27 protein-coding genes and 2 pseudogenes are annotated in these 25,775 nt (G+C 70.1%); 9 read left to right on the top strand and 20 right to left on the bottom strand.

Annotated elements, in window-relative coordinates:
- Window positions 1–13: 13 nt before the first annotated feature.
- The 8 genes and pseudogenes from guaA to TthTMY_RS01975 all read left to right on the top strand — a co-directional run bounded on the left by guaA (window position 14) and on the right by TthTMY_RS01975 (window position 6,155).
- Window positions 14–1,525, top strand: coding sequence for a glutamine-hydrolyzing GMP synthase (gene guaA / locus TthTMY_RS02010; protein WP_223903364.1), 1,512 nt, complete (start codon window positions 14–16; stop codon window positions 1,523–1,525).
- On the top strand, window positions 1,525–2,088 hold the full coding sequence (locus TthTMY_RS02005; protein ID WP_172844674.1) for a Uma2 family endonuclease: 564 nt from the start codon (window positions 1,525–1,527) through the stop codon (window positions 2,086–2,088). Before guaA ends, TthTMY_RS02005 begins: the two co-directional genes overlap by 1 nt.
- Window positions 2,089–2,108: 20 nt before the next feature.
- The gene (locus TthTMY_RS02000) at window positions 2,109–2,396 is read left to right on the top strand and encodes a glutamine synthetase/cystathionine beta-lyase binding protein (RefSeq protein WP_054647361.1); all 288 of its coding nucleotides are present in this window, start codon (window positions 2,109–2,111) and stop codon (window positions 2,394–2,396) included.
- Window positions 2,396–2,566: pseudogene (locus TthTMY_RS01995) on the top strand (VOC family protein); the annotation flags it as partial. The gene TthTMY_RS02000 and the pseudogene TthTMY_RS01995, both read left to right, overlap by 1 nt.
- 91 nt (window positions 2,567–2,657) lie before the next feature.
- Entirely contained in the window at window positions 2,658–3,758 is a 1,101-nt protein-coding gene (locus tag TthTMY_RS01990; protein WP_041444900.1) for a transposase, read from the top strand.
- Between the two features lies 1 nt (window position 3,759).
- A pseudogene (locus tag TthTMY_RS01985) lies at window positions 3,760–3,978 on the top strand (glyoxalase); the annotation flags it as partial.
- Window positions 3,975–4,475 carry a ribonuclease HI gene (gene rnhA, locus TthTMY_RS01980; protein WP_096411828.1) on the top strand — a complete coding sequence of 167 codons (501 nt, stop codon included), beginning with the start codon at window positions 3,975–3,977 and terminating at the stop codon, window positions 4,473–4,475. The pseudogene TthTMY_RS01985 and the gene rnhA, both read left to right, overlap by 4 nt.
- Window positions 4,476–4,493: 18 nt before the next feature.
- Complete coding sequence (locus tag TthTMY_RS01975) at window positions 4,494–6,155, top strand: acyl-CoA carboxylase subunit beta (RefSeq protein WP_223903363.1); 1,662 nt, start codon at window positions 4,494–4,496, stop codon at window positions 6,153–6,155.
- Here TthTMY_RS01975 and TthTMY_RS01970 read toward each other — a convergent pair.
- The 5 genes from TthTMY_RS01970 to gmk are packed head-to-tail and all read right to left on the bottom strand — an operon-like array spanning window position 6,152 to window position 9,408.
- Window positions 6,152–6,763: a MarC family protein gene (locus TthTMY_RS01970; protein WP_096411826.1), complete on the bottom strand. Its 612-nt coding sequence runs from the start codon at window positions 6,761–6,763 to the stop codon at window positions 6,152–6,154. The genes TthTMY_RS01975 and TthTMY_RS01970 overlap by 4 nt on opposite strands.
- Before the next feature lies 1 nt (window position 6,764).
- Window positions 6,765–7,259: an arginine repressor gene (argR, locus tag TthTMY_RS01965; protein ID WP_096411824.1), complete on the bottom strand. Its 495-nt coding sequence runs from the start codon at window positions 7,257–7,259 to the stop codon at window positions 6,765–6,767.
- A gap of 9 nt (window positions 7,260–7,268) precedes the next feature.
- On the bottom strand, window positions 7,269–8,459 hold the full coding sequence (gene coaBC, locus TthTMY_RS01960) for a bifunctional phosphopantothenoylcysteine decarboxylase/phosphopantothenate--cysteine ligase CoaBC (protein WP_096411821.1): 1,191 nt from the start codon (window positions 8,457–8,459) through the stop codon (window positions 7,269–7,271).
- A 6-nt stretch (window positions 8,460–8,465) separates the two neighbouring features.
- A complete protein-coding gene (rpoZ, locus tag TthTMY_RS01955) occupies window positions 8,466–8,765 on the bottom strand; it encodes a DNA-directed RNA polymerase subunit omega (protein WP_008633185.1) in 300 nt (99 codons plus the stop codon).
- Complete coding sequence (gene gmk, locus TthTMY_RS01950) at window positions 8,746–9,408, bottom strand: guanylate kinase (protein WP_096411818.1); 663 nt, start codon at window positions 9,406–9,408, stop codon at window positions 8,746–8,748. Before gmk ends, rpoZ begins: the two co-directional genes overlap by 20 nt.
- A gap of 52 nt (window positions 9,409–9,460) precedes the next feature.
- Between gmk and TthTMY_RS01945 the strand changes: the two genes are divergently transcribed.
- Window positions 9,461–10,888 carry a glycoside hydrolase family 13 protein gene (locus TthTMY_RS01945; RefSeq protein WP_096411814.1) on the top strand — a complete coding sequence of 476 codons (1,428 nt, stop codon included), beginning with the start codon at window positions 9,461–9,463 and terminating at the stop codon, window positions 10,886–10,888.
- On the opposite strand, the gene TthTMY_RS01940 is transcribed toward TthTMY_RS01945, so the two are convergent.
- From TthTMY_RS01940 to pruA, 15 genes are all read right to left on the bottom strand, one after another.
- Window positions 10,885–11,328 carry a DNA base-flipping protein gene (locus TthTMY_RS01940; protein WP_096411811.1) on the bottom strand — a complete coding sequence of 148 codons (444 nt, stop codon included), beginning with the start codon at window positions 11,326–11,328 and terminating at the stop codon, window positions 10,885–10,887. The genes TthTMY_RS01945 and TthTMY_RS01940 overlap by 4 nt on opposite strands.
- A gap of 105 nt (window positions 11,329–11,433) precedes the next feature.
- Entirely contained in the window at window positions 11,434–12,483 is a 1,050-nt protein-coding gene (locus TthTMY_RS01935; protein WP_172844673.1) for a SpoIID/LytB domain-containing protein, read from the bottom strand.
- A 35-nt stretch (window positions 12,484–12,518) separates the two neighbouring features.
- The gene (gene bshC / locus TthTMY_RS01930) at window positions 12,519–13,973 is read right to left on the bottom strand and encodes a bacillithiol biosynthesis protein BshC (protein ID WP_223903362.1); all 1,455 of its coding nucleotides are present in this window, start codon (window positions 13,971–13,973) and stop codon (window positions 12,519–12,521) included.
- Between the two features lie 10 nt (window positions 13,974–13,983).
- Complete coding sequence (locus TthTMY_RS01925) at window positions 13,984–14,607, bottom strand: Crp/Fnr family transcriptional regulator (protein WP_096411808.1); 624 nt, start codon at window positions 14,605–14,607, stop codon at window positions 13,984–13,986.
- A gap of 9 nt (window positions 14,608–14,616) precedes the next feature.
- A complete protein-coding gene (locus tag TthTMY_RS01920; protein WP_096411804.1) occupies window positions 14,617–15,435 on the bottom strand; it encodes a menaquinone biosynthesis family protein in 819 nt (272 codons plus the stop codon).
- Window positions 15,436–15,441: 6 nt separating this feature from the next.
- Window positions 15,442–18,192 carry a tetratricopeptide repeat protein gene (locus TthTMY_RS01915; RefSeq protein ID WP_096411802.1) on the bottom strand — a complete coding sequence of 917 codons (2,751 nt, stop codon included), beginning with the start codon at window positions 18,190–18,192 and terminating at the stop codon, window positions 15,442–15,444.
- Between the two features lie 55 nt (window positions 18,193–18,247).
- A complete protein-coding gene (locus tag TthTMY_RS01910) occupies window positions 18,248–19,270 on the bottom strand; it encodes a 1,9-bis(guanidino)-5-aza-nonane synthase (protein WP_172844672.1) in 1,023 nt (340 codons plus the stop codon).
- 62 nt (window positions 19,271–19,332) lie between these two features.
- Window positions 19,333–19,554, bottom strand: a complete 222-nt coding sequence (locus TthTMY_RS01905; RefSeq protein ID WP_093004697.1) for a hypothetical protein — start codon at window positions 19,552–19,554, stop codon at window positions 19,333–19,335.
- Complete coding sequence (locus TthTMY_RS01900; RefSeq protein WP_096411797.1) at window positions 19,554–19,952, bottom strand: putative toxin-antitoxin system toxin component, PIN family; 399 nt, start codon at window positions 19,950–19,952, stop codon at window positions 19,554–19,556. The genes TthTMY_RS01905 and TthTMY_RS01900 overlap by 1 nt, the downstream gene beginning before the upstream one ends.
- On the bottom strand, window positions 19,949–20,155 hold the full coding sequence (locus TthTMY_RS01895) for a hypothetical protein (RefSeq protein WP_172844671.1): 207 nt from the start codon (window positions 20,153–20,155) through the stop codon (window positions 19,949–19,951). The genes TthTMY_RS01900 and TthTMY_RS01895 overlap by 4 nt, the downstream gene beginning before the upstream one ends.
- 83 nt (window positions 20,156–20,238) lie before the next feature.
- The gene (locus TthTMY_RS01890; protein ID WP_223903361.1) at window positions 20,239–21,129 is read right to left on the bottom strand and encodes a 2-hydroxyacid dehydrogenase; all 891 of its coding nucleotides are present in this window, start codon (window positions 21,127–21,129) and stop codon (window positions 20,239–20,241) included.
- Complete coding sequence (locus tag TthTMY_RS01885) at window positions 21,104–21,631, bottom strand: GNAT family N-acetyltransferase (protein ID WP_223903360.1); 528 nt, start codon at window positions 21,629–21,631, stop codon at window positions 21,104–21,106. Before TthTMY_RS01885 ends, TthTMY_RS01890 begins: the two co-directional genes overlap by 26 nt.
- Before the next feature lie 9 nt (window positions 21,632–21,640).
- Complete coding sequence (locus TthTMY_RS01880) at window positions 21,641–22,915, bottom strand: Glu/Leu/Phe/Val family dehydrogenase (RefSeq protein WP_096411794.1); 1,275 nt, start codon at window positions 22,913–22,915, stop codon at window positions 21,641–21,643.
- A gap of 10 nt (window positions 22,916–22,925) precedes the next feature.
- Window positions 22,926–24,185, bottom strand: a complete 1,260-nt coding sequence (locus tag TthTMY_RS01875; protein WP_096411792.1) for a Glu/Leu/Phe/Val family dehydrogenase — start codon at window positions 24,183–24,185, stop codon at window positions 22,926–22,928.
- A 25-nt stretch (window positions 24,186–24,210) separates the two neighbouring features.
- Complete coding sequence (pruA, locus tag TthTMY_RS01870) at window positions 24,211–25,761, bottom strand: L-glutamate gamma-semialdehyde dehydrogenase (RefSeq protein WP_096411789.1); 1,551 nt, start codon at window positions 25,759–25,761, stop codon at window positions 24,211–24,213.
- Window positions 25,762–25,775: the final 14 nt, after the last annotated feature.

Below are 25,775 nucleotides of genomic sequence, written 5' to 3'. Positions count from 1 at the left end.
TAGACTGGCCCATATGGTCCTGGTGCTGGACTTTGGCTCCCAGTACACCCGGCTCATCGCGAGAAGGCTCCGGGAGCTCCGGGCCTTCTCCCTCATCCTTCCGGGGGACGCCCCCCTGGAGGAGGTCCTCAAGCACCGCCCCCAGGCCCTCATCCTCTCGGGGGGGCCAAGAAGCGTTTTTGACCCCGACGCCCCCCGACCCGACCCCAGGCTCTTCTCCTCGGGCCTGCCCCTTCTCGGGATCTGCTACGGCATGCAGCTCCTGGCCCAGGAGCTCGGGGGACGGGTGGAGCGCGCCGGAAGGGCGGAGTACGGCAAGGCCCTCCTCACCCGCCACGAGGGCCCCCTCTTCCGGGGCCTTGAGGGGGAGGTCCAGGTCTGGATGAGCCACCAGGACGCCGTAACCGTCCCGCCCCCGGGCTGGCGGGTGGTGGCGGAGACGGAGGAGAACCCCGTGGCCGCCATCGCCTCCCCGGACGGGCGGGCCTACGGCGTCCAGTTCCACCCCGAGGTGGCCCACACCCCCAAGGGGATGCAGATCCTGGAGAACTTCCTGGAGCTTGCCGGGGCCAAGCGGGACTGGACCCCGGAGCACGTCCTGGAAGCCCTCCTCCAGGAGGTGCGGGAGCGGGTGGGAAGGGAGCGGGTCCTCCTCGCCGTCTCCGGGGGGGTGGACTCCTCCACCTTAGCCCTCCTCCTCGCCAAGGCGGGGGTGGACCACCTGGCGGTCTTCGTGGACCACGGGCTTTTGCGCCTGGGGGAAAGGGAGGAGGTGGAAGGGGCCCTGAGGGCCCTTGGGGTGAACCTCCTGGTGGTGGACGCCAAGGAGCGCTTCCTGAAGGCCCTAAAGGGCGTGGAGGATCCCGAGGAAAAGCGCAAGATCATCGGGCGGGAGTTCGTGGCGGCCTTCTCGGAGGTGGCCCGGGAGCGGGGCCCCTTCCGCTTCCTCGCCCAGGGGACCCTCTACCCGGACGTCATAGAGTCCGCCGGGGGGCACGGGGCGGCCAAGATCAAGAGCCACCACAACGTGGGGGGCCTCCCCGAGGACCTGGAGTTTGAACTCCTAGAGCCCTTCCGCCTCCTCTTCAAGGACGAGGTGCGGGAGCTCGCCCTTCTCCTCGGGCTTCCCGACACCTTGCGCCTCCGCCACCCCTTCCCCGGGCCCGGCCTCGCCGTGCGCGTCCTGGGGGAGGTGACGGAGGAACGCCTCGAGGTCCTAAGGCGGGCGGACGACATCTTCACGAGCCTCCTCCGGGAGTGGGGCCTCTACGAGAAGGTGGCCCAGGCCCTGGCGGTCCTCACGCCCGTGAGGAGCGTGGGGGTGGCGGGGGACGAACGGAAGTACGGCTACGTCCTCGCCCTCAGGGCCGTGACCACCGAGGACTTCATGACCGCCGACTGGGCGAGGCTTCCCCTGGAGTTCCTGGACGAGGTGGCCCGGCGCATCACCCGCCGGGTCCCCGAGATCGGCCGGGTGGTCTACGACCTCACCTCCAAGCCCCCGGCCACGATAGAGTGGGAGTGATGGGCGAGCCCGCAAGGCTCAGGCGGCTCACCGCCGAGGAGTACCTGAGGGAGGAGGCCACCTCCCCCGTGAAGCGGGAGCTTTTGGAGGGGGTTCCCTACGCCATGGCCGGGGCGGGCCGGGCCCATAACCTCATCGTGAGCAACCTCCACTACCTCCTCTACCCCTTGGCCCGCAGGAAGGGCTGCCGCCTCTACGTGGCCGACATGAAGCTTAGGGTGGGGGAGGCCACCTTCTACTACCCGGACCTCATGGCGGTCTGCGCCCCACCCCCGAAAGACCCCTTCTACGAGGAGGCCCCCTGCCTGGTGGTGGAGGTCCTCTCCCCCGCCACGGAGGGGGTGGACCGCAGGGAGAAGCTTTGGCGCTACCTCTCCCTTCCCTCCCTCAAGGGCTACCTCCTGGTGAGCGCCCGGGAGAGGCGGGTGGAGCTTTACTGGAGGGAGGGCGATATCCTCTACCAGGTGGCGGAGGAAGGCGAGGTGCCCCTGCCCTGCCTGGAGGGGAGCCTCCCCGTGGCGGAGGTCTACGCCGGGGTAGCGCTGGAGGGCCAAGAGGCGTAGAGTGGAAAGGGAGGCAAGCCATGCCCACCTTTATCGTCCTCAGCACCCTCACGGACGACGGCGCCGAGACCCTGGTGAAGAACCCCGAGCGCATCAAGGAGGTGAACCAGGAGCTGGAGCGGGACTTCGGGGTGAAGGTGGTGGCCCAGTACGCCGTGCTCGGGCCCTACGACTTCGTGAACATCGTGGAGGCGGAGGACGCCGCCAGCGTGGCCCGGGCCATGCTCCACCTGGCCTCGAGGGGAAGCGTGAAGACGATGACCCTCGAGGCCATCCCCGTGGCCGACCTCATCGCCCGGCTCAAGTAGTGGAGGTTCTGGAAACCTCCGTCTACGCCGAGGACCTGGAGAAGGCCCGGGCCTTCTACGAAGGGGTCTTGGGCCTTCCCTGCTTCCAGTTCAAACCGCCCCGGCACGCCTTCTTCCGCGCTGGGCGGGGGGTGTTTTTGGTCTTCAACCCCAAGCTCACGGAAAAGGAAACTCAAAACTTGCACTTATTCACCGCGGGCATGAGTATGCTTGGGGACCACTTGAAGAGGGCTACTGGTTTCCCCTCTTATGAGGGGTGCCATGAGACCAGTAGCCCTATCCCTACTTTGGACCATCCTGGCCCTCATGCCAACCCCCCACCTGCGGGAATCCTTGAAGGCCCTGTTGTTCCTTTTCCTCACCGGTCACGGCAAGGCTAGACCCCAGCACAGCAAGACCAAGTCCCCCTCCGCCCTCTCCCGCTTCCTCAACCGCTACCCCTGGCCCACCCGCGCCCTCATCCGCCTGGCCCGCGAGGAGGCCCAGAAAGCCCTGGACCGGGCCAGGCGGAGAAAGGGCCCCAAGCCCCGCCTCCTGGTGGTCCTGGACCTGGTCACCCTGGAAAAGCGGGGCCACTTCCCCCACCTCCCCCTCTCCTTCTTTCACGGCAAGTGGGGCCTCCACCTCGTGGTCCTTTACCTCGTCTACGGGGACCTCCGCGTCCCCTGGGCCTACCGTCTATGGCGGGGCAAGGGGGAGAAAGGCCTCTCCCTCCTGGCCCTGAGCCTCCTGGCCTCTCTGCCCCTCTGGATGCGCCGGACCTTCCGGATACGGGTGGCCGCGGACGCGGCCTTTGGTACGGCCTGGTTCCTCTTTGGGGTGAGGCGGTTGGGCTTGGAAACGGTGGTGGGGATGCGGCGGGACCGGAGGCTGCGGGGAGGGGGAAGGCTTTTGGACCTCAGGCGGCAGGGGAGCCGGGTCTACCTGTGGGGGCTTTCCTTCCCGGTCTGGGTGGCCTGGTACCGCTACCCCCTGCCCCAAGGGGGCTGGGAGTGGCGGTACGTGGTGGCCACCTTTCCCGCCACGCCCCGGACCATGCTCACCTGGGGAAGGAGGCGGTTCACGGTAGAGCACTTCTTCCGGGCTGCGAAGAGTGAGTTCTCCCTGGGGCAGTTCGGGCAGCGGACGGCCTTGGGGGTGCACCGCTTTCTGGTGCTCTCCCTTCTGGCCTACCTGCTGGCCCACTGGGTGGGGGTGGAGGGGAAGGGGAGCTGGCGGGAGGCCAGGGAGGGGGCAGCTCGGGTTCTCTTGCCCGAGCTGGTGGTGCAGGTCATCCTGCGGGAGCTCCACGCCCTGGGTCTGGGGCCGCCGGGGGGAGGGGGTGAAGGTTTATGCGGGGTATGCGGGAGGTGCAAGTTTTGAGGAAACCCACCTCCCTCCCCACGGGGCCAAAGGAAGCGTCCACGTGGCCTTCCGGGTGGAGGAGGAGGAGCTTCCCGCCTGGGAAGCGCGCCTCAAGGCGGCGGGCTACCCGGTGTGGTGGGCCGAGTGGCCCAAGGGGAAAAGCCTCTACACCCAGGACCCCGCGGGCAACCTGGTGGAGCTCGCCCCGGCGCGGATCTGGGGCCTGGAGGAGACGTGAACCCCTCCCCCAGGAAACGCGTGGCCCTCTTCACCGACGGGGCCTGCCTGGGAAACCCCGGCCCCGGGGGGTGGGCGGCCCTCCTCCGCTTTAACGCCCACGAGAGGCTCCTCTCCGGGGGAGAGCCTTGCACCACCAACAACCGCATGGAGCTCAAGGCGGCCATAGAGGGCCTGAAGGCCTTGAAGGAGCCCTGTGAGGTGGACCTCCACACCGACAGCCACTACCTCAAGAAGGCCTTCACGGAAGGCTGGCTAGAAAGATGGCAAAAAAGCCGCTGGAAGACGGCGGAGGGCAAGCCCGTGAAAAACCGCGACCTCTGGGAGGCCCTCCTCCTCGCCATGGCCCCCCACCGGGTGCGGTTCCACTTTGTGAAGGGGCACACGGGCCACCCGGAGAACGAGCGGGTGGACCGGGAGGCGAGGCGCCAGGCCCAAGCCCAGGCCAAGACGCCCTGCCCGCCCCAGGCCCCCACGCTTTTCCACGAAGAGGCATAAAAGCGTTATAATCGGGCCATGCTGGAAACCGCCCTGCGCCCGGAGGACCGGGAAAGCCCCGCCTTCAAGGCCAACAAGGACGCCTGGGTGGCCCTGGTGCGGGACTTTAGGGAAAGCCTGGAGAAGGTGCGCCAAGGCGGCGGCCCCAAGGCCATAGAGCGCCAGCACAAAAAGGGCCGCCTCACCGCCAGGGAGCGCATCCAAAAGCTCCTGGACCCCGGCACGGAGTTCTACGAGCTCATGGCCTTTGCCGGGTGGGGGATGTACGAGGAGTGGGGCGGGGCCCCGGCGGGGGGGGTGATCACGGGGATCGGGCGGATCGCGGGCCGGGACTGGATGATCATCGCCAACGACGCCACGGTGAAGGCCGGGGCCTTCTTCCCCATCACCGCCAAGAAGGTGATCCGGGCCCAGACCATCGCCCTGGAAAACCGCCTCCCCACGGTCTACCTGGTGGACTCCGCCGGGGTGTTCCTCCCCCTCCAGGACGAGGTCTTCCCCGACCAGGACGACTTTGGCCGCATCTTCTACCTGAACGCCCGCATGTCCGCCCTGGGGATCCCCCAGATCTCGGCCATCATGGGGAACTGCGTGGCCGGGGGGGCCTACCTCCCCGTGATGACGGACGTCCTCATCATGACGGAGGGAAGCGGCCTCTACCTCGCGGGCCCCGCCTTGGTGAAGGCGGCCATCGGCCAGGAGGTCTCCTCCGAGGAGCTCGGGGGGGCGAGGATGCACTACGAGGTCTCGGGGACGGTGGACTTCTACGAGCCCACGGACGAGGCGGCTTTGGCGCGCATAAGGGAGCTCGCCGCCCTCTACCCGCCCCCCCGCCTCGCCCCCTGGGCGGAAGGGCGCAAGGCGCCAAGGGAACCCCTCTACCCCATAGAGGACCTCTACGGCCTCGTCTCCCCCGACGGTTCCCGCCCCTACGACCTCCGGGAGGTGATCGCCCGCATCGTGGACGGCTCGGAGTTTCTGGAGTACAAGGGGGGGTACGGGGAGACCCTGGTCACGGGCTTCGCCCGGATCGGGGGCTTTCCGGTGGGCATCGTGGGCAACCAGCGCCTCGTCCTGAAGAAGCGGGGGCGGATTGAGGTGGGCGGGGTCATCTACGCCGAGGCGGCGGACAAGGCGGCCCGGTTCATCCTCGAGGTCAACCAGATGCATATCCCCCTCCTCTTCCTCCAGGACGTCACGGGCTTCATGGTGGGCAAGGAGTCAGAGCAGGCGGGGATCATAAGGCGGGGGGCGAAGCTGGTGAACGCCGTCAGCAACTCCGTGGTGCCCAAGATCACCCTGATCCTCGGGGGGTCCTTCGGGGCGGGGAACTACGCCCTCGCGGGCAAGGCCTACGCCCCCCGGTTCCTCTTCGCCTGGCCCAGCGCCAAGTACGCCGTGATGGGCGGGGCCCAGGCGGCGAAGACCCTTCTGGAGCTTGAGGTGGAGAAGCTCAGGCAGGAAGGAAAGGAGCCCTCGGACGAGGAGCTAAGGGAGCTTTACGAGCGCATCAAGGGCCGCTACGAGGAGACCCTGGACCCGCGCTACGCCGCCGCGAGGCTTTGGGTGGACGCCGTCATCTTCCCCCACGAGACCCGGAAGTGGCTCATCCGGGCCCTCGAGGCCTGCGCCCTGAACCCGGAGCGGGAGCCTTTCCGCATCGGGGTCTTCCAGGTCTAGAGGAGGCCCTTCACCCCGTCCGCCACGTACTGCACGGCTAGGGCCGCGAGGAGGAGGCCCAGGACGCGGGTGACCACGTTCACCCCCGTCCGCCCCAGGGCCCGGCGCACCGCCGTGGCCCCCCGGAGGAAGAGGTAGGCCAGGAAGAGGACGAGGTAGGTGGTGAAGAGGACCACGGCGAAGCCGTAGGGCACCCCCTTGGCCTCCGCCCCCAGGACCAGGACGCTGGCCAAGGCCCCAGGCCCGGCGATGAGGGGGATGGCGAGGGGGAAGACGGAGATGTCCGCCCGGCTCAAGGCCTCGTCCCGCTCCTCCTCCGTCTCCCGCTCGTGGTGGGCGAAGACCATCTCCGTGGCGATGCGGAAGAGGAGCACCCCGCCCGCGATGCGCAGGGCCTCGAGGGAGATCCCCAGGTGGCCCAGAAGCTCCCGCCCGAAAAAGTAGAAGAAGGTGAGAAGCCCCCCCGCCACCAGGACCGCCTTGCGGGCGATGAGGACCTGGGTCCGGTGGGGCCGGTCCCCCGCCAAGGCCACGAAGACGGGGACGAGCCCCACCGGGTCCATGACCACGAAGAGGGTCAGGAAGGACTTGAGAAAGAGCTCCAGCACCCTAGGAGCCGGAAAGCGCCCGCCGCAGGGCCCTTCCCTCTAGGAGCAGGCCCGCGAACTCGTCCTCGAGGGCCTGGGCCGCTTCCTCGGTCCGGACCACCACGAGGATGGTGTCGTCCCCGGCCAAGGTGCCCACGATCTCGTCCCGGCGGAGGCGGTCCAGGAGGTAGGCAATGCCGGAGGCGTGCCCCTCCACCGTCTTCACCACGAGGAGGTTCCCTCCCCGGTCCACGTCCCGCACGAAGAGGCCGAACTGGCGCTTGAGCTCCTCGTAGGCGTTCTCGGAAAGGTCCGAGGCCGGGAGGACGTACCGGTGCCGCCCCTTGCCCAAGGCGATGCGGGCCAGGCCCAGCTCGGCGATGTCCCGGCTCACCGTGGCCTGGGTCACCTCAAACCCCAGCTGGCGCAGCCTCTCCACCAGCTCCTTCTGGGTGCCGATCTCCTCCCGGCGGACGATCTCCTGGATGGCGCGGTGCCGTTCCGCCTTGTTGCCCATACGCAGCTCCTATCGCTCCCAGAACTCCTTGACGAAATCCAGTATACGGTGGGCCACCTCCCGCTTGGAAAGCCGGGGAAGCTCCACCACCCGGCCGTCCCGGAGGATCAGGGTCACCTCGTTCTCGGGGCTCCCAAAGCCCACCCCCTCCCGCCCCACGTAGTTCAAGGCGATCAGGTCCAGGTTCTTGCGGGCGAGCTTCCCCCGGGCCCGCTCCAGGCCCTCCCGGGTCTCCATGGCGAAGCCCACGAGCACCCGCCCCCCCTTCCTCTCCCCGAGCTCGCGGAGGATGTCGGGGTTGGGCACGAGGCGGAGGAGCTTTTCCGCCGCGGCCTTGGGCTCCTTGTCCTTTAGGGTCTCGGCGGGCCGGTAGTCCGCCACCGCGGCGGCCATGACCACCGCCTGGGCCCAGGGGTAGCGGTCCAGGATGGCCTGCCGCATCTCCAGGGCGCTCTCCACCCGGACCACCTCCACGCCCCAGGGGTCGGGAAGCGCGGTGGGCCCGGAAACCAGGACCACCTCCGCCCCCCGGTCCCGGGCGGCCTCGGCCACGGCGTAGCCCATCCGGCCCGAGGAAGGGTTGGAGAGGAAGCGCACCGGGTCCAGGTACTCCCGGGTGGGCCCGGCGGAGACGAGGAGGCGGAGGCCCAAGAGGTCCTTGGGCGCGAGGAAAGCCCGCAACCGCTCCACAAGCTCCTCGGGTTCCAGCATCCGCCCCCATCCCTCCCCCTCCCCCACGGCGGCCAAGGGACCGTAGGCCGGGCCGAAGAAGGCGTGCCCCAGTTCCTCCAGCCGCCTGACGTGGGCCTGGGTCTGGGGGGCAAGCCACATGGCCTCGTTCATGGCCGGGGCCCAGGCCACCCGTTTGGCCCCGGCGAGGAGGGTGGCGGAGAGGAGGTCGTCGGCGAGGCCCAAAGCGGCCTTGGCCAGGGCGTCGGCGGTGGCGGGGGCCACCAGGACCGCCTCGGCCCAGCGGGCGAGCTCTATGTGGAGGGCCCTCCCATCGGGCCGGAACCAGGCCTCCTCCGTGGCCACCTCGCCCCCGGAGGCCACGGCCAGGGAGAGGGGGGTGACGAACTCCAGGGCCCTGGGGGTGGCGAGGGCCCGCACCTCGTGCCCCTCCCGGCGCAGGAGGCGGAGGAGGTGGGGGGCCTTCACCGCGGCCACCCCCCCCGTCACCGCCACCAGGACCCGGGCCACGGCGCGCTACTCCTCCCGCTCCACCGGGTAGAGCCGCTCCATCTCCTTTTGGAGCCGGTCCTCGGGCACCAGGTTCTCGCCGAAGACCAGGCGGCCCGTGAGGAGCTCCTTCATGGCCCAGGTCACGGCGTTGGGATCGTCAAAAAGCCCCTCGAGGGTCTGCATCTTGGGCCTTTCCTCCGGCTCCAAGACCGTGTTCTTGAAGCCGTGGCGGAGGAGTTGCTGCGCCCTCTTGGCCACCACCACGGTGAGCCGGTACTTGGAGTCCACCATGCCGAAGAGCTTGTCAATGCCCGGTTCCGCCATACCGCCTCCTTAGGATCTCGTCCAGCTCGGCCTCGAGGGCCGGATCGCGCCGCAGGGCCATCGCCAAAGCCTCCCCCATCCTCCCGCTCCGCCGCCTCTCCGCGGTGAGGATGGCGAGGAAGTCGGCCACGGCCTCCTCGAGGACGTCGTTCACCACCACGTAGTCAAAGAGGTGGGCGTTCCGGATCTCCCACTCCGCCTGCTCCAGGCGCTTCTGGATCTTCTCGGGGCTGTCCTTGCCCCGGTAGACCAGGCGGCGCTTCAGCTCGGAGAGGGAGGGGGGAAGGAGGAAGATCAGGACCGCCTCGGGCACGGCCCGCTTCACCTGGAGCGCCCCCTGGACCTCAATCTCCAAGAGGACGTCCTCCCCCCGGCTCAAGGCCCGCTCCACCGGGGCCCTGGGGGTGCCGTAGAGGTGGCCCACGTACTCCGCGTACTCCAAGAAGCCGTCCTCGCGGACGAGGGCCTCAAAGGTGGGGCGGTCCACGAAGTAGTAGTCCACCCCGTCCACCTCCCCTGGCCGGGGGGGACGGGTGGTCATGGAGATGGAATAGAAGAGCCGGGTGCGCTCCAGGACCTTCGCCCGCACCGTGCCCTTCCCCACCCCGCTCGCCCCGGTCATCACGAAAAGGCGGCCCCGCATCCCCCTCACCCGGGAGAGGATACCACAGGACCGGGGTGTTAGACTCGGAGGCGTGGCCTGGTACGAAGGCGCCTTCTTTTACCAGATCTTCCCCGACCGCTTCTTCCGCGCAGGCCCGCCGGGCAGACCCGCCCCTGCAGGGCCCTTTGAGCCCTGGGAAGCCCCCCCTACCCTCAGGGGCTTCAAAGGGGGGACGCTTTGGGGCGTGGCGGAGAAGCTCCCCTACCTCCTGGACCTCGGGGTGGAGGCCATCTACCTCAACCCCGTCTTCGCCTCCACCGCCAACCACCGCTACCACACTGTGGACTACTTCCAGGTAGATCCCATCCTGGGGGGAAACGAGGCCTTAAGGCACCTCCTGGAGGTGGCCCACGCCCACGGGGTGAGGGTCATCCTGGACGGGGTCTTCAACCACACGGGCCGGGGCTTCTTCGCCTTCCAGCACCTCATGGAAAACGGCGAGCAAAGCCCCTACCGGGACTGGTACCACGTCAAGGGCTTCCCCCTAAAGGCCTACACCGCCCACCCCAACTACGAGGCCTGGTGGGGCAACCCCGAGCTCCCCAAGCTCAAGGTGGAGACCCCGGCGGTGCGGGCATACCTCCTCGCCGTGGCCGAGCACTGGATCCGCTTCGGCATAGACGGCTGGCGTCTGGACGTGCCCAACGAAATCCCCGACCCCAGCTTCTGGCGGGAGTTCCGCCAAAGGGTCAAGGGGGCGAACCCCGAGGCCTACATCGTGGGGGAAATCTGGGAGGAGGCGGACTTTTGGCTCCAGGGAGACATGTTTGACGCGGTGATGAACTACCCCCTCGCCCGGGCCGTCCTGGGCTTCGTGGGCGGGGAGGCCCTAGACCGGGACCTCGCGGCGCAGACAGGCCTAGGCCGCATAGAGCCCCTCCAAGCCCTGGCCTTCAGCCATCGGCTGGAGGACCTCTTCGGCCGCTACCGCCCCGAGGTGGTCCGGGCCCAGATGAACCTCCTCACCTCCCACGACACCCCCAGGCTCCTCAGCCTGATGCGGGGGAGCGTGGAGCGGGCCCGGCTGGCCCTGGCCCTCCTCTTCCTCCTCCCGGGGAACCCCACCGTCTACTACGGGGAGGAAGTGGGGATGGCGGGGGGCAAGGACCCGGAAAACCGGGGCGGGATGGTCTGGGAGGAGGCCCGCTGGCAGAAGGACCTCCGGGAGACGGTCAAGCGCCTGGCCCAGCTCAGGAAGGAACACCCCGCGCTGCGCACCGCCCCTTACCGGCGGGTCTACGCCCAGGACGGCCACCTGGCCTTCGCTCGGGGGCCCTACCTGGTGGTGGTGAACGCCTCTCCCCACCCCTTCCGCCAAGACTTCCCCTTGCACGGGGTCTTCCCCCGGGGGGGAAAGGCGATAGACCTCCTCTCCGGGGAAGTCTGCACGCCCCAGGGGGGCAGGCTCTGCGGCCCCGTGCTCCCGCCCTTCTCCCTGGCCCTGTGGCAGGAGGCCTAAAGGGCCCCCTCAAAGCGGAGGAGCCAAAGCTTCAGCCCCTCCCGCCCTTGAAACCCCCCAAGCCGCCCGTCGGCGTGGATCACCCGGTGGGCGGGGACGAGGAGGAAAAAGGGGCAGGCCCTAAGGGCGGCCCCCACCGCCCTTGGGGAGAGGCCGAGCTCCCGGCCCAAGGCCCCGTAGCTCACTGTCCGCCCGTAGGGCACAAGGCGGACCCGCTCGTAGAGGCGGAGCCTGGCCGAGGAGAGGCCGGTGTAGTCCAGGGGGAGGTCCAGGAAGTCGGGCCGCTCCCCGGCGAAGTAGGCCTGGACCTCCTCCCGCACCTTGAGGGCCAGCGCCCCTTCGGCCTCCGGGCCCCGGGGGTAGAGGGCAGGCTCGAGGCGGCGCACCCCCAGGGGCGAGACCTCCAGCCACAGGGGACCTAAGGGCGTGGGGATCCACACGGACTTAAGTATCCCACCGCGGCTTTCGCCGCGGTGGGGGCCCAAAAAGGACCTTCCCAAGCCTTATTTCGGGCCACCCGTGTTGCGGAATCAACGTGCAGCCGCTTAGCGCGCCGCCACCTCGAGGGGGGAGAGGAGGGTGCCCGGGAAGTAGTGCCCCAGGATCTCCCGGTAGCCGTAGCCCCGCTCCGCCATCCCCTTGGCCCCCCACTGGGAGAGGCCCACGCCGTGCCCCGCCCCCCGGCCCAGGGCGAGCCAGCCCTGGAACTCCGCCATGGCGGAGGGCAGGCCCATGAGGCGGAGGAGGCGCTGGGCCTCGGAGCCCCGGACCTCCACCCCGAGGAGGCGCACCCGCCAGGCCCGCCCCGAGGGGCTTTTCTCCAGGACCTGGGGCGGGTCATCCCCCCTCGGGGCGTAGCCCAAGGCCCGGAGCGCCCGGGCCGCCTCCTCGGGGCGCACGGCCTGCTGCCAGACGCTCTTGGGGCCCTTGGCGTAAGGGTCGGGCCGGGGGCGGAGGTAGGGGAGGGCCTTTTGGAAGACCTCCTCGCTCCCCGCCGTCATCCCCCCGGAGTCGGCGTGGTAGAGGGCCGAGGCCACCTGCCCGCCGTAGCTCAGCACCCGCCCCTCCGTGGCCCGGACCGCTCTTTCGTGCCGGGGCGTCTCCGCGGAAAGCCCCAGGTAGACCTGGCAGGCCTCCGTGGCGCAGAGGTCGTAGGGGGCCAAAGGGTTGAGCCGCCGCACGGCGAAGGTGCGGGCCAGGACGGCCTGGGCCTTCAGGGCCTCCTCGGGGAAGGAGGCAGGCATCTCCGCGGGCAGGACCCCGAGGAGGTAGTCCTCCAGGGGAAGGACGTTGACGAGGAGGAGGCGCCCCCCCTCTACCCGGGCCACAAGCCCTCCCCGGTAGGGCCTCTTCTCCAAGGCGAAGTAGGGCCCCTCCACCGCCCAGGAGGGGAGGAGGCGCCCTTCCACCACCACCCCTTCCGCCTGGCCCCGGAGGGCCACCTCCCCCGTGGGGAGGGCAAGCCGCACCTCCTCCCCCAGGTCCACCTCCTTGAGAAGCACCCGGACGAGGAGGGCTTGGAGGCCTGGGGCCTTCTGGCCCAGCGCCGCCAGGGCCAAGGCCAATAGCCCTACCCACGCCAAGAGCCGCTTCAACCCCGCCTCCTCTCGCCGAACATCCTAACCCTTCTTCAGCCGAGGTAGAGGGCCACCCTCCCCTCCCAGGGGGCCTCGGCCAGGCGCCTCAGGGCCTCCCCGTGGCGCAGGGCGTACATGGCGTAGGGGTAGACCCGCTCCTGAGGAAGCCCAAAGGGGAGGAGGTGGACCTTAAGCCGCCTGAGGTGGCGGGCGAGGACCTCGTCCCGGGCCACTTGGGCTGCGAGGAGCTTCCGCCTAAGCCGCTCCGCCTCCCCCCCAACCCGGGCCCGGAAACGCCGGAGGGGCCGGACGAGGTTGGGCTCCAGGGCCTCCGCCTCCTCCACAAGCCGGGAGGCCTCCTGCAAAAACCCCTCCACCCGGTCCCGGAAGGCGCGAAAAGGGGCCAGCCAGGCCTCCGCCGCCCGGAGGAAGGCCGCCTCCCCCTCGTCCACGAAGGCCCAGGGGTCCAGGCGGTACTTCTCCAGGATGCGCCGGACGGGCGGCTCCACCACCACCCCGAAGGCCCGGAGGAAGAGGGCGGGCATGGCGAGGCCGTAGCGGGCGTAGACCCCGGAGAGCTCGGCCACATAGCGGAGCTCGTTGGGCCCCACCACGAAGCCCGCCGTGGGCAGGACCAAGTCCTGGAAGACGGGCCTGAGCCCCGCCGCCGGGGTCAGGCGGGAGGGGTCGGCCCGGGCGATCTCCCAAAGCTCCTTGGCGGTGTACCGCCGCACCCCGTCGGTGAAGGCCCCACCCTCGTAGAAGAGGAGGCGCCTTTGGTCCGTCTCCAGGAAGAGGTTGGTGGCCCCGGGCTTGCGCCTAAGGGGAGGCTTCCCCCCAAGGGCCCGGATCCTTTCCGCCTCCCGGTTGATGGCTTCGGCGCTCCCCAAGGGGTCGGAAAGCTCCCGCTCCAGGGCCTCGAGGAAGAGGGGGGCGAGCTCCTCCGCCATGGGGTCAAAGGGAAGGAGCCCCCGCTCCCCGAGAAAGGCGAGGAGGACGCGGGCGAAGAACTCGGAAAGCGTCTCCGCCTCCAGGGCGTAGCCCAGGCGGGGGTCCTGGGCCCAAGGCCCCAAGAAGGCGCGGAGGCGCCCGCGGTGAGGGGCCAGGGGGATCCTGCCCGAGGGCAAGGGGGGGAGGTCCAGGGAGAGGGTCTCCGGCACCTCGTCCCGTAGCAGGTGGAGGTGGCGCACCTCCTCCACGTCGTGGTCCTGGGAGGCCACCCAGAACACCCCGGCCGCCCCCGCCCGGTTGGCGAGGCAGAGGGCGGTGTGGGCCTTGTAGAAGGTGAGGGCGGGCCCACCGAGAAGTCCCGCCTGTTGCCCCGTGACCACCGCCCCCACCTCGAGGCGCTCCAGGGCCCGGAAGGCCTCCTCGGGGGCCTGAAGGCGCTTCAGGTAGGCGGCGAGGGCCTCCCGCAGCCGGGGGTGGCCCGGGCGGCGGAGGCGGGCCTTCAAGGCCTCCTCCCCTTGCGGCAGGCCCAGGCGGCGGACCAGACAGGCGGCTTCCATGCTTTAAAGCCTAAAGTTCCTCGGCGAGGCGAGCAAGGGCCTTGGGCTCCAGGACCTCCACCTTGCGGTAGCCCAGGTCCACCCACCCTTTCAGCGCCCACTCCCCGAGGAGCTTGGTGACCGTCTCCCGGGAGGCCCCCACCATCCGGGCCAGGTCCTGGTGGGAGAAGGGGGCGACCCCGTCCTCCCCCATCCGGAGGAGGAGGCGGGCCAGGCGCTGGGCCACGGAGAGGTGGCGCGCCTCCCAAAGCCGCTCCTCCAAGGAGCAGAGCCGCCCGTAAAGGGCCTGGAGGAAAAAGGCCTCTACCTCGGCGAAGCGCGCCCTTAGGGCGGCCAAGCCCTCCCGGGGGGCGAAGTAGAGCTCGGCATAGGTGAGGGCCTCGGCCCCGGCGCGCCGCCTCGCCTCTTCCCCCAAGGCCTCTTCCCCAAAGACCCCCCCCGGCCCCACCACGTCCAAGACCCCTTCCTCCAGGCCCGGTCCAGGCCGGTGGAGCCCGACGAGGCCCTGGCGCACCAGGTAGACCCCGTCCACGGGGTCCCCGGGGGCGAAGAGGACCGCCCCCCGTCTCAAGCGCAAAGGACGGAAGACCTTGAGGGCCTCTTGGCGGGCCTCGAGGCTCAGTCCTTGGAGCATGGCCCGAGTTTACACGAAAAGGGGCCGGGGGCTGGGGGCGGCGAGCCCCCGGGCCTCGGCCTCGGCGAAGAGGCGGGCCACGGCCCGCTCCCCCTCCTCCCCCACGTCCAGGCTAAAGGCGTTGACGTAGGTGTGGACGTGGGCCCAGATCACCTCATCGGAAAGCTCCTGGGCGTGGGCCCGCATGTAGTCCAGGGCCTCCTCGGGGTGGGCGAGGGCGTAGGCCACGCTTCGCCGCACCGCCTCGTCCAAAGCCCGGATAAGCCCCTCCCCCAGGTCGCGCCGGGCGAGGATGGCCCCCAAGGGCAGGGGCAGGCCCGTCCGCTCCTCCCACCAGGCCCCCAGGTCCACCACCTGGACGAGGCCGTAGCGGGGGTAGGTGAAGCGGCTCTCGTGGATGATGAGCCCCGCCTCCACCTCTCCCCGGGCCACCATGGGGAGGATGCGGTCGTAGCGCACCTCCACGGGAACGAAGCCCTGGGCGTAGAGGGAGAGGAGAAAGTAGGCGGTGGTGTGCCGCCCCGGGACCGCCACCCTCAGGCCCTCCAGGCCCGGGAGGGGGCCTCGGGCCACCACAAGGGGCCCCACGCCCCGGCCCAAGGCCCCCCCGCTCCTTAGGGCCACGTACCGGTCCCGCACCTGAGCGTAGGCGGCGTAGGAGAGCTTGGTGAGGGGAAGCCTTCCCTCCAGGGCCCAGCGGTTCAGGGTCTCCACGTCCTCCAGGACGGGCTCCAGGGGAACGGGGCTTTCCACCCGGCCGTGGACCAGGGCGTAGAAGATGAAGGTGTCGTTGGGGCAGGGGGAGAAGCCGAGCCTGAGCGCCTCCATACCCCCCTACTCTACCCCCTTCAGGGCCCGTTTGAGGACCTCCGGGGCGAACTGCTTCAGGGCCCGGAGGAACCCCGTGGTCCCCCGGGCCCGGCCGGGGATGACGTGGACGGGCACCCCAAGCCGCTCCGCCTCGAGGCGCACGGGCTCGGAGAGGTCGTGGCCCACGTAGCTGGAGACGATCATGAGGCCGTGGGCCTTCTCCAGGCGGTTTAGGATGCGCCTTAGGGCCTCCTTCCCCACCCCCACGGTGTCCGCGTCGTACCAGTCCACCCTAAGGCCCCGCCCCTCCAGGAAGGGCACGAGGCGGCTCCTGAGCTGGGTGTGCCCCCCCACCACCACAAGGTGCTCCCCGTGGAAGCGGGGCAGGTCCTCCTCCAGAAGGTCCCGGGGCGCCTCGGGCAGGTGGGGCGCCTCCTCCCCCAAAGCCTTAAGGCCCTCCCCCACGGCCTTGAGCTCCTCCAGGTAGAGGGCGAGGCTCTCGTCGTGGGGCCGGAGGAAGAGGAGGTTCCTCAGGATCTCCCGGGCCAAGGCCAGGTCCTTCTCCCGGTAGAGGGCCATCTCCAGGGCCTTCTGCCAGAACTCCGCCGCCCGGCGCCAGTCCCCCTGGGCCTCGTGATGCTCCGCCAGGTCAAAAAGGACCTCCAGGGCCTGGGGATGGGCCTTGAGCTCCTCCTCCAGGAGGCGGCCCACCTCCTCGGCGCGCCCCGCGGCGTAAAGGGCGGCCAGGTACTGGCCCCGCGCCGTCTCGGCCTCGGGGCTTTCCCGGAAGGCCCGGGAGAGCCGGTAGGCCAAAGCGAGGAGCTCCAGGGGGGGCTGGGGCGTGCGGCTTAGGGCCTGGTAGAGGACGCTGAAGGCGGCCCACGGCCCCTCCAGCCGCTCCAGGAGGTGGACGAGGCCCGTGAGGTCCTCCTCGGCCACCGCCTCCAGCCCCGCGTCCCGCGCCCGGGAGAGGAGCTCCCGGGCCAGCACCTCCTCCCCCCCCTCCAAGGCCTCCTGGGCCAGGCGGAAGAGGTAGGGGGCGGGGTAGGCCCTTAGGGCGTGGGCCCGCTTGTGGTCCCCGAGGACCTCCTTGAGGGGCCGCCGCAAGGCCCGCTTCACCTGGGCCAGGTGGTGGTAGGCCATCCCCTTCACCTCCCCCTCCCCCCGGAAGGCGGCCCGCTCCAGGAGGTGGAGGGCCTCCCAGAACCGCCCTTCCCTCTCCCTCAGGACCCCGAGGAGGAGGAGGGCCTCGGGGATCTCCGCCCGGCTCAGGGCCTCGGTGAGGTAGGGCTCCACCGCCTTCAGGTCCTCCCCCCCGCGGAGCTCCAGGGGGCTTTTCACCCGCAAGGCGGCGAGGGCGAGCCCCAAGAACCCCTCGGCCTCGTCCAGGTCGGCAAGCCTCCGGGCGTACCGCTCCGCCCGGGCGAAAAGCCCCTGGATCAGGGCGGCCCTGAGGCCCAGGCGGAGCATCTCCCGGGTGAGAAGCCCCGGGGAAAGGTCCTCCACGAACTCCGCCCGGCGGCTCACCTCCGCCCACTCCCCCTCCCGGGCGAAGCGGCGCATCCTCTCGGTGATGCGCTCCAGGGTCTCCCGGGTGTAGAGGTCGGCCTCGGGAAGGCCCGACTCCACGAACTGCCGCAGGGCGTCGGCGTACCGCCCCTGGGCGAGGTAGACCCGGCCCAGGGCCAGGCGGTACCGCCCGCCCCGCACCGCCAGGGCCTCGAGGCGCCCCCTCGCCCGCTCGTACTCCCCGAGCTCCACCAAGGCCAAGGCCCTGAGGTCCTCGGCCTCCTCGGAAAGGGCCCGCCTCAGGGCCTCCTCCGCCTCGGCGTGGCGGGAGAGGGCGAAGAGGGCCCGGCCCCGGAGGTAGGCCGCTTCCCCTTCCGCCTCCTCCGGCAGAAGCGCGAGGGCCTCGGCGTAGCGGCCCGCCTCCAGGAGGGCCCGGGCCTCCTCCAAGGCCACGGCCACCTCCTCCGCCTCCTCTGGGGGCGGGGCCTCCCTCTCCTCCAGCCGCACCGCCGCCAGGGCCTCGGGCTTGCGGGCAAGGACGAGGAAGTACTCCCCCTCCCCCACCCGCTCCACCCGGTCAAACCCCAGGCGCCTAAGGCCCTCCTCCACCCCCTCGGGGCTTTTGCCCAAAAAGGGCCCGTGGCCGTAGACGAGAAGCCCCCCGGGGCGGAGGAGGCGGGCGAAGAGGGGGAGGCGCTCAAAGAAGGCGAAGCGCTTCCAGAAGGCCTCGGGCGCCAAGCGGCTCTCCAGGCCCTGGTCCACGAGCCCCTCGGGGAAGACGGAGAGGAGGAGCAGGGTGTCAAAGGGGGGAAGCTCGGCCTCCTCCGCCCAGCCCAGGTGCCAGACCACCTCGGGCACCCTCTTTTTCCCCACCTCCACCGCCTCCTCCACCCCCTCCAGGGCGTGCCACGCCAGGTCGGGCCGCTTCCTTTGCAGGAAGCCCACCAAAGCCCCGGTGAAGGCCCCCACCTCGAGGACCCGCCCCTCCACCCGGGAAGGAAGCTCCTTGGCGTAGAACTCCAGGTGGGGGAGGTGCATCCCGTAGACCAGGGCCTCCCCCTTGGGGACCTTGAGGACCTCCCGGTAGAAACTTCGCACCGCCTCCCGCCCCCCTTGGGCCAAATAGGCCCGCCAGGCCTTGAGGAGGGGGGCCCGCTTGGCGGGGCTTCCCACCCACCTGGCGAGCTCCGCCTCAAAGCGCCCCGGGGACAGAGGCCCCTGGACGCCGAAACGCTCCTTCAGGAAAAGCCTCAACTCATCGGGCATTTGCCGGGAGTCTACCAAAGGACGAGGGGGGCGGTAAAGCCACCCCCCCTTGCCTTCAGGCGGGCGCCTTCTCCCGGAAGCGTTCGGCGTAGCGGCGCTTGGCCCGCGCGGGGGCCCGGTGCCAGACGTAGGAAGCGAGGAGGGGGAAGGCGAGGGTCGCCTCGGCGAAGACCATCTGGGAGCGGCGCGCGTCCACCTTGCCCCAGCTTTGCGCCTCGGAGAGGGTGGAGCCGGAAAGCCCCCCGTCCCTTTCGTCGGCCACGGTGATCTGGATGGCGTACTTGTGCATCTCCACCCGGTGGCCCAGGACCTCGGCGGCCACCACGATGTCCTGGGCGAAGTTCTTGGGCACCCCGCCCCCGAGCATCACGAGCCCCGTGGTGCCCGCCTCCAGCTTGATCTCGGTGAGCTCGCGGAAGTCGGCCACGGAGTCTATGGTCACGTGGGCCTTCGGGTTTTTCACCTGGTGGTAGACGAGGCCGAAGCCCGCGGAGGAGTCGGAGAAGGCGGGGACGAAGATGGGCACCCCCTCCTCGTAAGCGGCCCGCACGATGCTCTTCTCCCCCAGGCCCCGTTCCGCCAGGTAGCGGCCCATGTGCCAGATGAACTCCCGGCTGGAGTAGGGGCGGGGCTCTAGGCCGTCGGCGATCTCGGCGATGGTGTAGTCCGTGCGCCTTAGCTCCTCCTCGTCAATGTAGGTGTCGTAGATGCGGTCAATCCAGAGGCGCCTCAGGGTCTCGTCGTCCGCCCTCGGGTCCCCCTGGTAGTGGCGGTGGCCCAGGGCCTCAAAGAAGTCCTGGTCCACGATGTTGGCCCCTGTGGCCACGATGACGTCCACCAGGCCCTTCCGGATGAGGTCGTGGACGATGAGGCCCTGGCCCGCGGAGACCAGGCTCCCCGCCAGGGTGAGGATGACGGCGCAATCGTCCTGGAGCATCTCCAGGTAGATCTCCGCCGCCCGGTGGAGGTTCCTGGCCTGGAAGGCCGTTTTGCCCATGGCCTCGAGGATGGGCCCGGCGTCAAAGGCCTTGACGTCTATGGGGACCACGGGCGTAGAGAGGAGGTCCTTCTTCTGCACGTTTCTCCTTTCCACGCGGGGTGGGCGTCGGGCGGCTCCCCCCCTTTCGCGCCCCCTGCCTTTTAGGGCAGGACCTCAAGTATACCACCCCCGGCGATGGGGGGGTAGACCTCGAGGGGGCCTTCCACCTCCTCGTCCAGGCCCACCGCCTTGTCCCCCACGGCGAGGAGCCAGACCTCCTCCAGGGGAACCCCAAGCCTCTCCAGGGCCTCCCTGGGGGTCTTGGCCTCCACCTGGAAACGCTCGCCGAAGCGGCGAAGGTCGCCGTGAAGGACGACTTCCATCAGCTCACCTCCCGCAAAAAGGAACGGACCGAAAGGATGCGCAACCCCTTCACCTTAAGGGAAAGCAGGTGGCTCTTGTCCCCGGTCACCAAGCAGTCTGCCCTTCCCACCAGGGCGAGGCCCAGGAGGAGGTCGTCGTCGGGGTCCGGGGAAAGGCCGGGGGGACGGGGGCGGGCCACCACCTCCGCCTGACGGCGCAACAGGTTGACGAGCCTACCCACCTTGGCGCGGGGCAGCTCGGGAAACTTGTTCCGCAGCACCCGCCGAAGCTCCCGCAACTGGACCTCGGCGGTGAGGAGGGTATACCTGCCCGCCAACCACAGGTCCACCACCTGGGCGGCCGCCCCCTGGGTCAACAGGGCCGCCACCAAGACGTTGGTGTCCAGGACGACCCTCACACCTCCAGTCGGCGGGCCACCTCTTCCTCGGTGAGCCCCTGGGAAGCGGCCGTGGCCCTAAGCTCCCCCACCAACCGGGCCAGGGCTTTCCGCTCCTCCTCTACCGCCAGGTGGAGGAGCGCCTTGCGCCAGCCTCGGCCCCGTGCACGGCGGAAACGCTCCAAAGCCTCGGCCACGTCCTCGGGGAGAGCAATACGCCGCATCCTCCTCCAGGGTAGCACTTTTCCCGCAAGGGTGGCCAAGTGCCCGGGGTCCCCGTGCTGGCCCAAGCGGGCACGGAGTGGCCTTAATACCCCTCCCGCACCACGTTCAGAAGGGGCTCCCCCCGGAGGTACCGCCCCACCTGCTCGGCGAGGAAGCGGGCCACCCTCCGGGAAAACCCCTCGGAAAGCCCGGCCACGTGGGGGGTGACGACCACCCCCCTAGCCCGCCAGAGGGGGTGGTCCTGGGGAAGGGGCTCGGGGTCGGTGACGTCCAAGAAGGCCCGGACCCGCCCCGCCTCCAGGGCCTCGAGGAGGGCCTCCGTGTCCACGAGCCCTCCCCTCCCCGCGTTCACCAGGAGGGCCCCCTCCTTCATCCGGGCGAGGAAGTCCCGGTCCACGATGCCCCGGGTCTCGGGGGTGAGGGGGAGGAGGAGGACCACGGCGTCCGCCCGGGGCAGGAGGCCGGGCAGGTCCTCCCGGGTGTAGACCCCGGGGCGGGGGTGGCGGGCCACGGGGAAAAGCTCCACCCCAAAAGGCCTAAGCCTTTCCGCCACCGCCTTCCCGATGGACCCGTAGCCCAAGAGGAGGACCCTCTTCCCCTCCAGGTCGGAAAGCCTCCTCGGGGCCCAGCGCCTTTCCCTCTGGGCCTCGAGGAAGCCCGGGAGGTCCTTGAGGAGGGCGAGGAGGGCCAGGACCACCCACTCGGCCACGGGGGCGTCGTGGATCCCGGAGCCGTCGCAGAGCACCACCCCCTCGGGGACGAGGGGCAGGATCCAGTCCACCCCGGCGGAGAGGGTCTGGACCACCTTGACCTCCACCTCCTCCAGGACCCGCCGCACCACCTCCTCTTGCCCGTAAGGGGGGATGAAGAGGTCGCAGGCCTTGGGCCAGGGCGCGTCCAGAAAGCGCACCTCCACCTCCTCGGGCAAGGCGGCCCACACCTCCTCCCTAAGCCTCGGGGCCAAGATCCTCACGGCGCACCTCCATGTGCACGTCCTCTCTCCCCTTGGGGCCTGGGACCACGCCCACCTCGCGGAAGCCCGCCTTCTCAAAGGCCCGCCTCGCCCTCAGGTTGTGGGCGAAGGTCCTGAGCTTCACCCGCCTCAGGCCCAGGACGCGGAAGGCGTAGTCCAAGGCCGCCCGCACCGCTTCCGTACCGTAGCCCTGCCCCCAGCGGTCCTTCCGCCCGATGAGGATGCCCAAGGTGGCCTCCTCGCGGGTGAGGTCGTAAAGCTCAAGCGTCCCCAGGTACTCCCCCTTCTCGTCCAGGATGACGAAGGCCACGCGGTCCTTTCTCCGGGCCTCCGCCAGGACGAAGCGCTTGAAGAGCCAAAAGGGCGAGCGCAGGGGGCTTGAGCCGTTCCACTCCGCCACCTCGGGGTCGCGGAAGGTCTCGTAGAGGCCCTTCCACTCCTCCTCGGAAAGCCCGGCGGCAAAGGGCTTGAGGACCACGCGGCCGAAGCGGGGCCAGTCCACACCACTAGCCTACGGGTAGAGGCCCCGGAGGGCCCGGGCCTCGAGGACCCGGGTGGCCGCCACCACGTAGGCGGCGGTGCGCAAGGGGATCCTCTTCTCCTGGGCCACCTGCCACACCGCCTCAAAGGCGTTGCGGAGCACCCGCTCCAGGCGGGCGTTGATCTCCTCCTCCGTCCAGAAGTAGGAGTTGAAGTCCTGGACCCACTCAAAGTAGCTCACCGTCACCCCCCCGGCGTTGGCGATGACGTCGGGGACCACCAGGACCCCCTTCTCCTGGAGGATGTCGTCGGCGGCCGGGGTGGTGGGGCCGTTCGCCCCCTCGGCGATGATCCGGGCCCGGATGCGCCAGGCGTTCTGCTCGGTGATCTGCTTCTCCAAGGCCGCGGGGATGAGGAACTCCACGGGCAGGCCCCAGAAGTCCGCCGCCGGCAGGGGCTCCGCCTTGGGGTACCCCCTCACCCCCCCGAACTCTTGCACGTAACGGAGGAGGTCGTAAGGGTCAATGCCCGCCTCGTTGTAGACGGTGCCGGTGTGGTCCTGGACGGCGACGACGCGGGCCCCGTGGTCGTGGAAGACCCGGGCGGCGGCGTTGCCCACGTTGCCGAAGCCCTGGATGGCCACCCTGGCCCCCTCCACCTGAAGCCCGATCTTCTCCGCCGCGGCCGCCGCGGTGATGAAGACTCCCCTCCCCGTGGCGTCCCTCCGGCCCAGGGAGCCGCCCAGGGCAATGGGCTTCCCCGTCACCACCCCGGGCACGGTGCGGCCTACGTTCATGGAGTAGGTGTCCATCATCCAGGCCATCTCCCGCTCCCCGGTGTTCACGTCGGGGGCGGGGATGTCCCGGTCGGGGCCGAGGAGGATCCCGATCTCCGAGGTGTAGCGGCGGGTGAGGCGTTCCAGCTCCCCGGGGGAAAGCTTCCTCGGGTCCACCCGCACCCCGCCCTTTCCGCCCCCGTAGGGCAGGCCCACGGCGGCGTTTTTGATGGTCATCCACCCCGCCAGGGCCATGACCTCGGAGAGGGTGACCTCGGGGTGGTAGCGCACCCCGCCCTTGGCGGGCCCCCGGGCGGTGTTGTGGTGGACCCGGTACCCTTCAAAGTAGGCCACGCTCCCGTCGTCCAGCCGCACAGGGACGTCCACGATGAGGACTCTCTTGGGCCGCTTGAGGCTTTCCGCCAGGGGGGCGAGCCGCCCCAGGTAGGGGACGACCCGGTCCACCTGCTCCGTGAAGATCTCCCAGGGGCCTCCGTCCTTGCCCAGGTAGGAAAGGGGTTCGCTCTTCATCGCCGCTCCTTTAGGGGTACACGCCCCGAAGCCGGGTGGCCTCGTCCAACCGCTCCAAGGCGAGGGCCAAGGCGCCCATCCTCAGGTCCAACCCGTCCCGCTCCGCCCGCCGGCAGACCGCGTCCACCACCCGGGCCACACGGGTTTCAAAGCGCTCGCGCACCTCCTCCGGGCTCCAGAAGAACATGTTGAGGTCCTGCACCCACTCCAGGTAGCTGGCGAGGAGTCCGCCCCCGCCGGAGAGGAGGTCGGGCACCACCAGGACCCCCTTGCCCAAAAGGTAGGCCTCGGCCTCGGGGGTGAGGCCGAAGTTGGCCGCCTCCACCACCGCCCGGGCCCGGACCTGCCGGGCCCTGTCCCCGTCCAAGGCCCCTTCCCGGGCCGCCAGGACGAGGACCTCGGCCTCGAGGCCGAAGACCTCCTCCGGGGCCAGGTCCAGGCGGGGCAAAGACCCTGTGGCCTCGTAGGTGGAAAGGACCTGGGCCAAGTCCAGCCCCTCGGGGGCGTACATGCCCCCCATGGAGGTGGCCACGGCCACCACCCGCATCCCCAGGCGCTCGGCGTGCAGGGCCACCGCCGCCCCCACCTGGCCGAGGCCCTGCACCACCACCCGGGCGCCCCGAAGGTCCAGGCCCCGCCTCTTGGCCAGGGCCTCCAGCACGAGGAGCGCCCCAAGCCCCGCGGCGTCGTCCCGTCCCTCGCTCCCCCCCAGGGCGTGGGGCTTCCCCGTCACCACCCCGGGCACCGTGGAGCCCACGGTCATGGAGTAGGTGTCCATGATCCAGGCCATGACCTGCTGGTCCGCCCCGAGGTCGGGCCCCAGGATGTCGCTATCGGGCCCGATGAGGCCCACGAGCTCGGCGGTGTAGCGGCGCACCAGGCGCTCCAACTCCCCCGGGGAAAGCCCCTTGGGGTCCACGGCGATCCCCCCCGCCGCCCCGCCGAAAGGCAGATCGTAGACGGCCGCCTTCAAGGTCATCCAGGCGGCGAGGCCCGCGGTCTGGCCCAGGGTGACCCCCGGGTCCAGGCGGACCCCGCCCTTGGCCGGTCCCCGGGCAATGTCGTGCACCACGCGGTAGCCCTGGAAGATGCGCACCTTCCCGTCGTCCATGACCACGGGGAGGGAGAGGATGACCAAGCGCTTGGGGTGGGCCAGGTACTCCAGGGTGGTGGGGTGGGCCTCCGCCACCTTTAGGGCCCGCTCCAGCCACTCCAGGTAGGTGTCCCAAAGCCCCGGGTCCTCGGGGGGCCGGTAGGCTTTTAGCGGCATAGCATCACCGCCGAGGATTATACCCCTAGAAGCGCTCGGCCACCGCCTTCATCTCCAGGAAGAGCCTAAGGTAGTCCAAGGCCCCGGTCTTGGCGTTGGTGCCGGAGAGCTTGAAGCCGCCGAAGGGCTGGACCCCCACCAGGGCCCCGGTGATCTTGCGGTTGAAGTAGAGGTTGCCCACGTGGAATTCCCGCCTCGCCCACTCCAAGTGCTCCCGCTTCCTGGAGTAGACCCCGCCCGTGAGGCCGTAGGGCGTGTCGTTCGCCACCTCCAGGGCCTCGGCGAAGTCCTTGACCCGGATCACGGAAAGCACCGGGCCGAAGATCTCCTCCTGGGCGATCCTGGCCTTGGGGGGCACCTCCGTGAAGACCGTGGGGGCGATGAAGTACCCCTCCCCCTCGAGGCGCTTCCCCCCCAGGACGAGCTGGCCCTCGTTCTTCCCGATCTCAATGTAGGAGAGGACCTTCCTCTCTTGCTCGGCGCTCACCACGGGGCCGAGGTCGGGGTTCTCCTCGGCGGGGCCCACGGAAAGCCTTTCCGCCCGCTTCAGAACCCTCTCCAGCACGGGCTCGTAGGCCCCCTGGGTGAGGATGAGGCGGCTCGCCGCGGAGCACTTCTGCCCCTGGAAGCCGTAGGCGGAGACCACCACCCCCTCGGCGGCCAGGTCAAAGTCCGCCGTCTCGTCCACGATGATGGCGTCCTTGCCCCCGGTCTCCACGTAGGCCCGCTTGAACCAGGTCTGGCCCGGGGCCAGGCGCCCGGCGGCCTCGTAGATCTTCAGGCCCACCTCGAGGCTTCCCGTGAAGTTGATGAACCGGGTCCTGGGGTGCTCCACCAGGTACGCCCCCACCTCCTCCCCCACCCCGGGCAGGAAGTTGACCACCCCGGGGGGGAAGCCCGCCTCGTGGAAGATCTCAAAGACCTTGGCCCCTACCACCACGGCGTCCTCGGCGGGCTTGGCGATCACGGTGTTCCCCACGGCCACGGGGCCCATGATCATCCCGGTGAAGATGGCCACGGGGAAGTTCCAGGGGGCGATGACCACCCCGGCCCCCAGGGGCACGTAGAAGCTCTCGTTGTCCTCCCCGGGGTAGGGCACCACCTCCACGGCGGGGTAGCGGTAGCGCAGGGCGGCCCGGGCGTAGTACTCCATGAAGTCAATGGCCTCGGCCACGTCCGCGGAGGCCTCCACCCAGTTCTTGCCCACCTCGTAGACCAAGGTGGCCTCCAGCTCCCGCTTCCGCCGCCGCATGAGGGCCGCCGCCTTGAGGAGGAGGCGGCTCCGGTCCTCCTGGGGCCAGTCCTTCCAGGTCTTGAAGGCTTTCCAGGCGGCCTCGAGGGCGGCCTCCGCCTCCGCCTTCCCCGCCTTGGCGGTGGTGCCCACCACCTCGCTTGGCGCCGAGGGGTTGAGGGAGACCATGCGCTCCTTCGTGTCCACCCACTCCCCCCCGATGTAGAGGGGGTAGTGGCGGCCGAACTCCTCCCGCACCCGCCTCAGGGCCTCGCGCATGGTGCGCCGGGCCTCCTCCGTCTGGAAGGTCTCAATGGGTTCGTTTCGGAAAGGTTCCACCGTCATCCTCGTCCACCTCC

The organism is Thermus thermophilus, assembly GCF_019974155.1.
In the GTDB taxonomy this organism is placed as follows: domain Bacteria; phylum Deinococcota; class Deinococci; order Deinococcales; family Thermaceae; genus Thermus; species Thermus thermophilus_C.
This window is presented reverse-complemented; position numbering and strand designations above follow the sequence as displayed.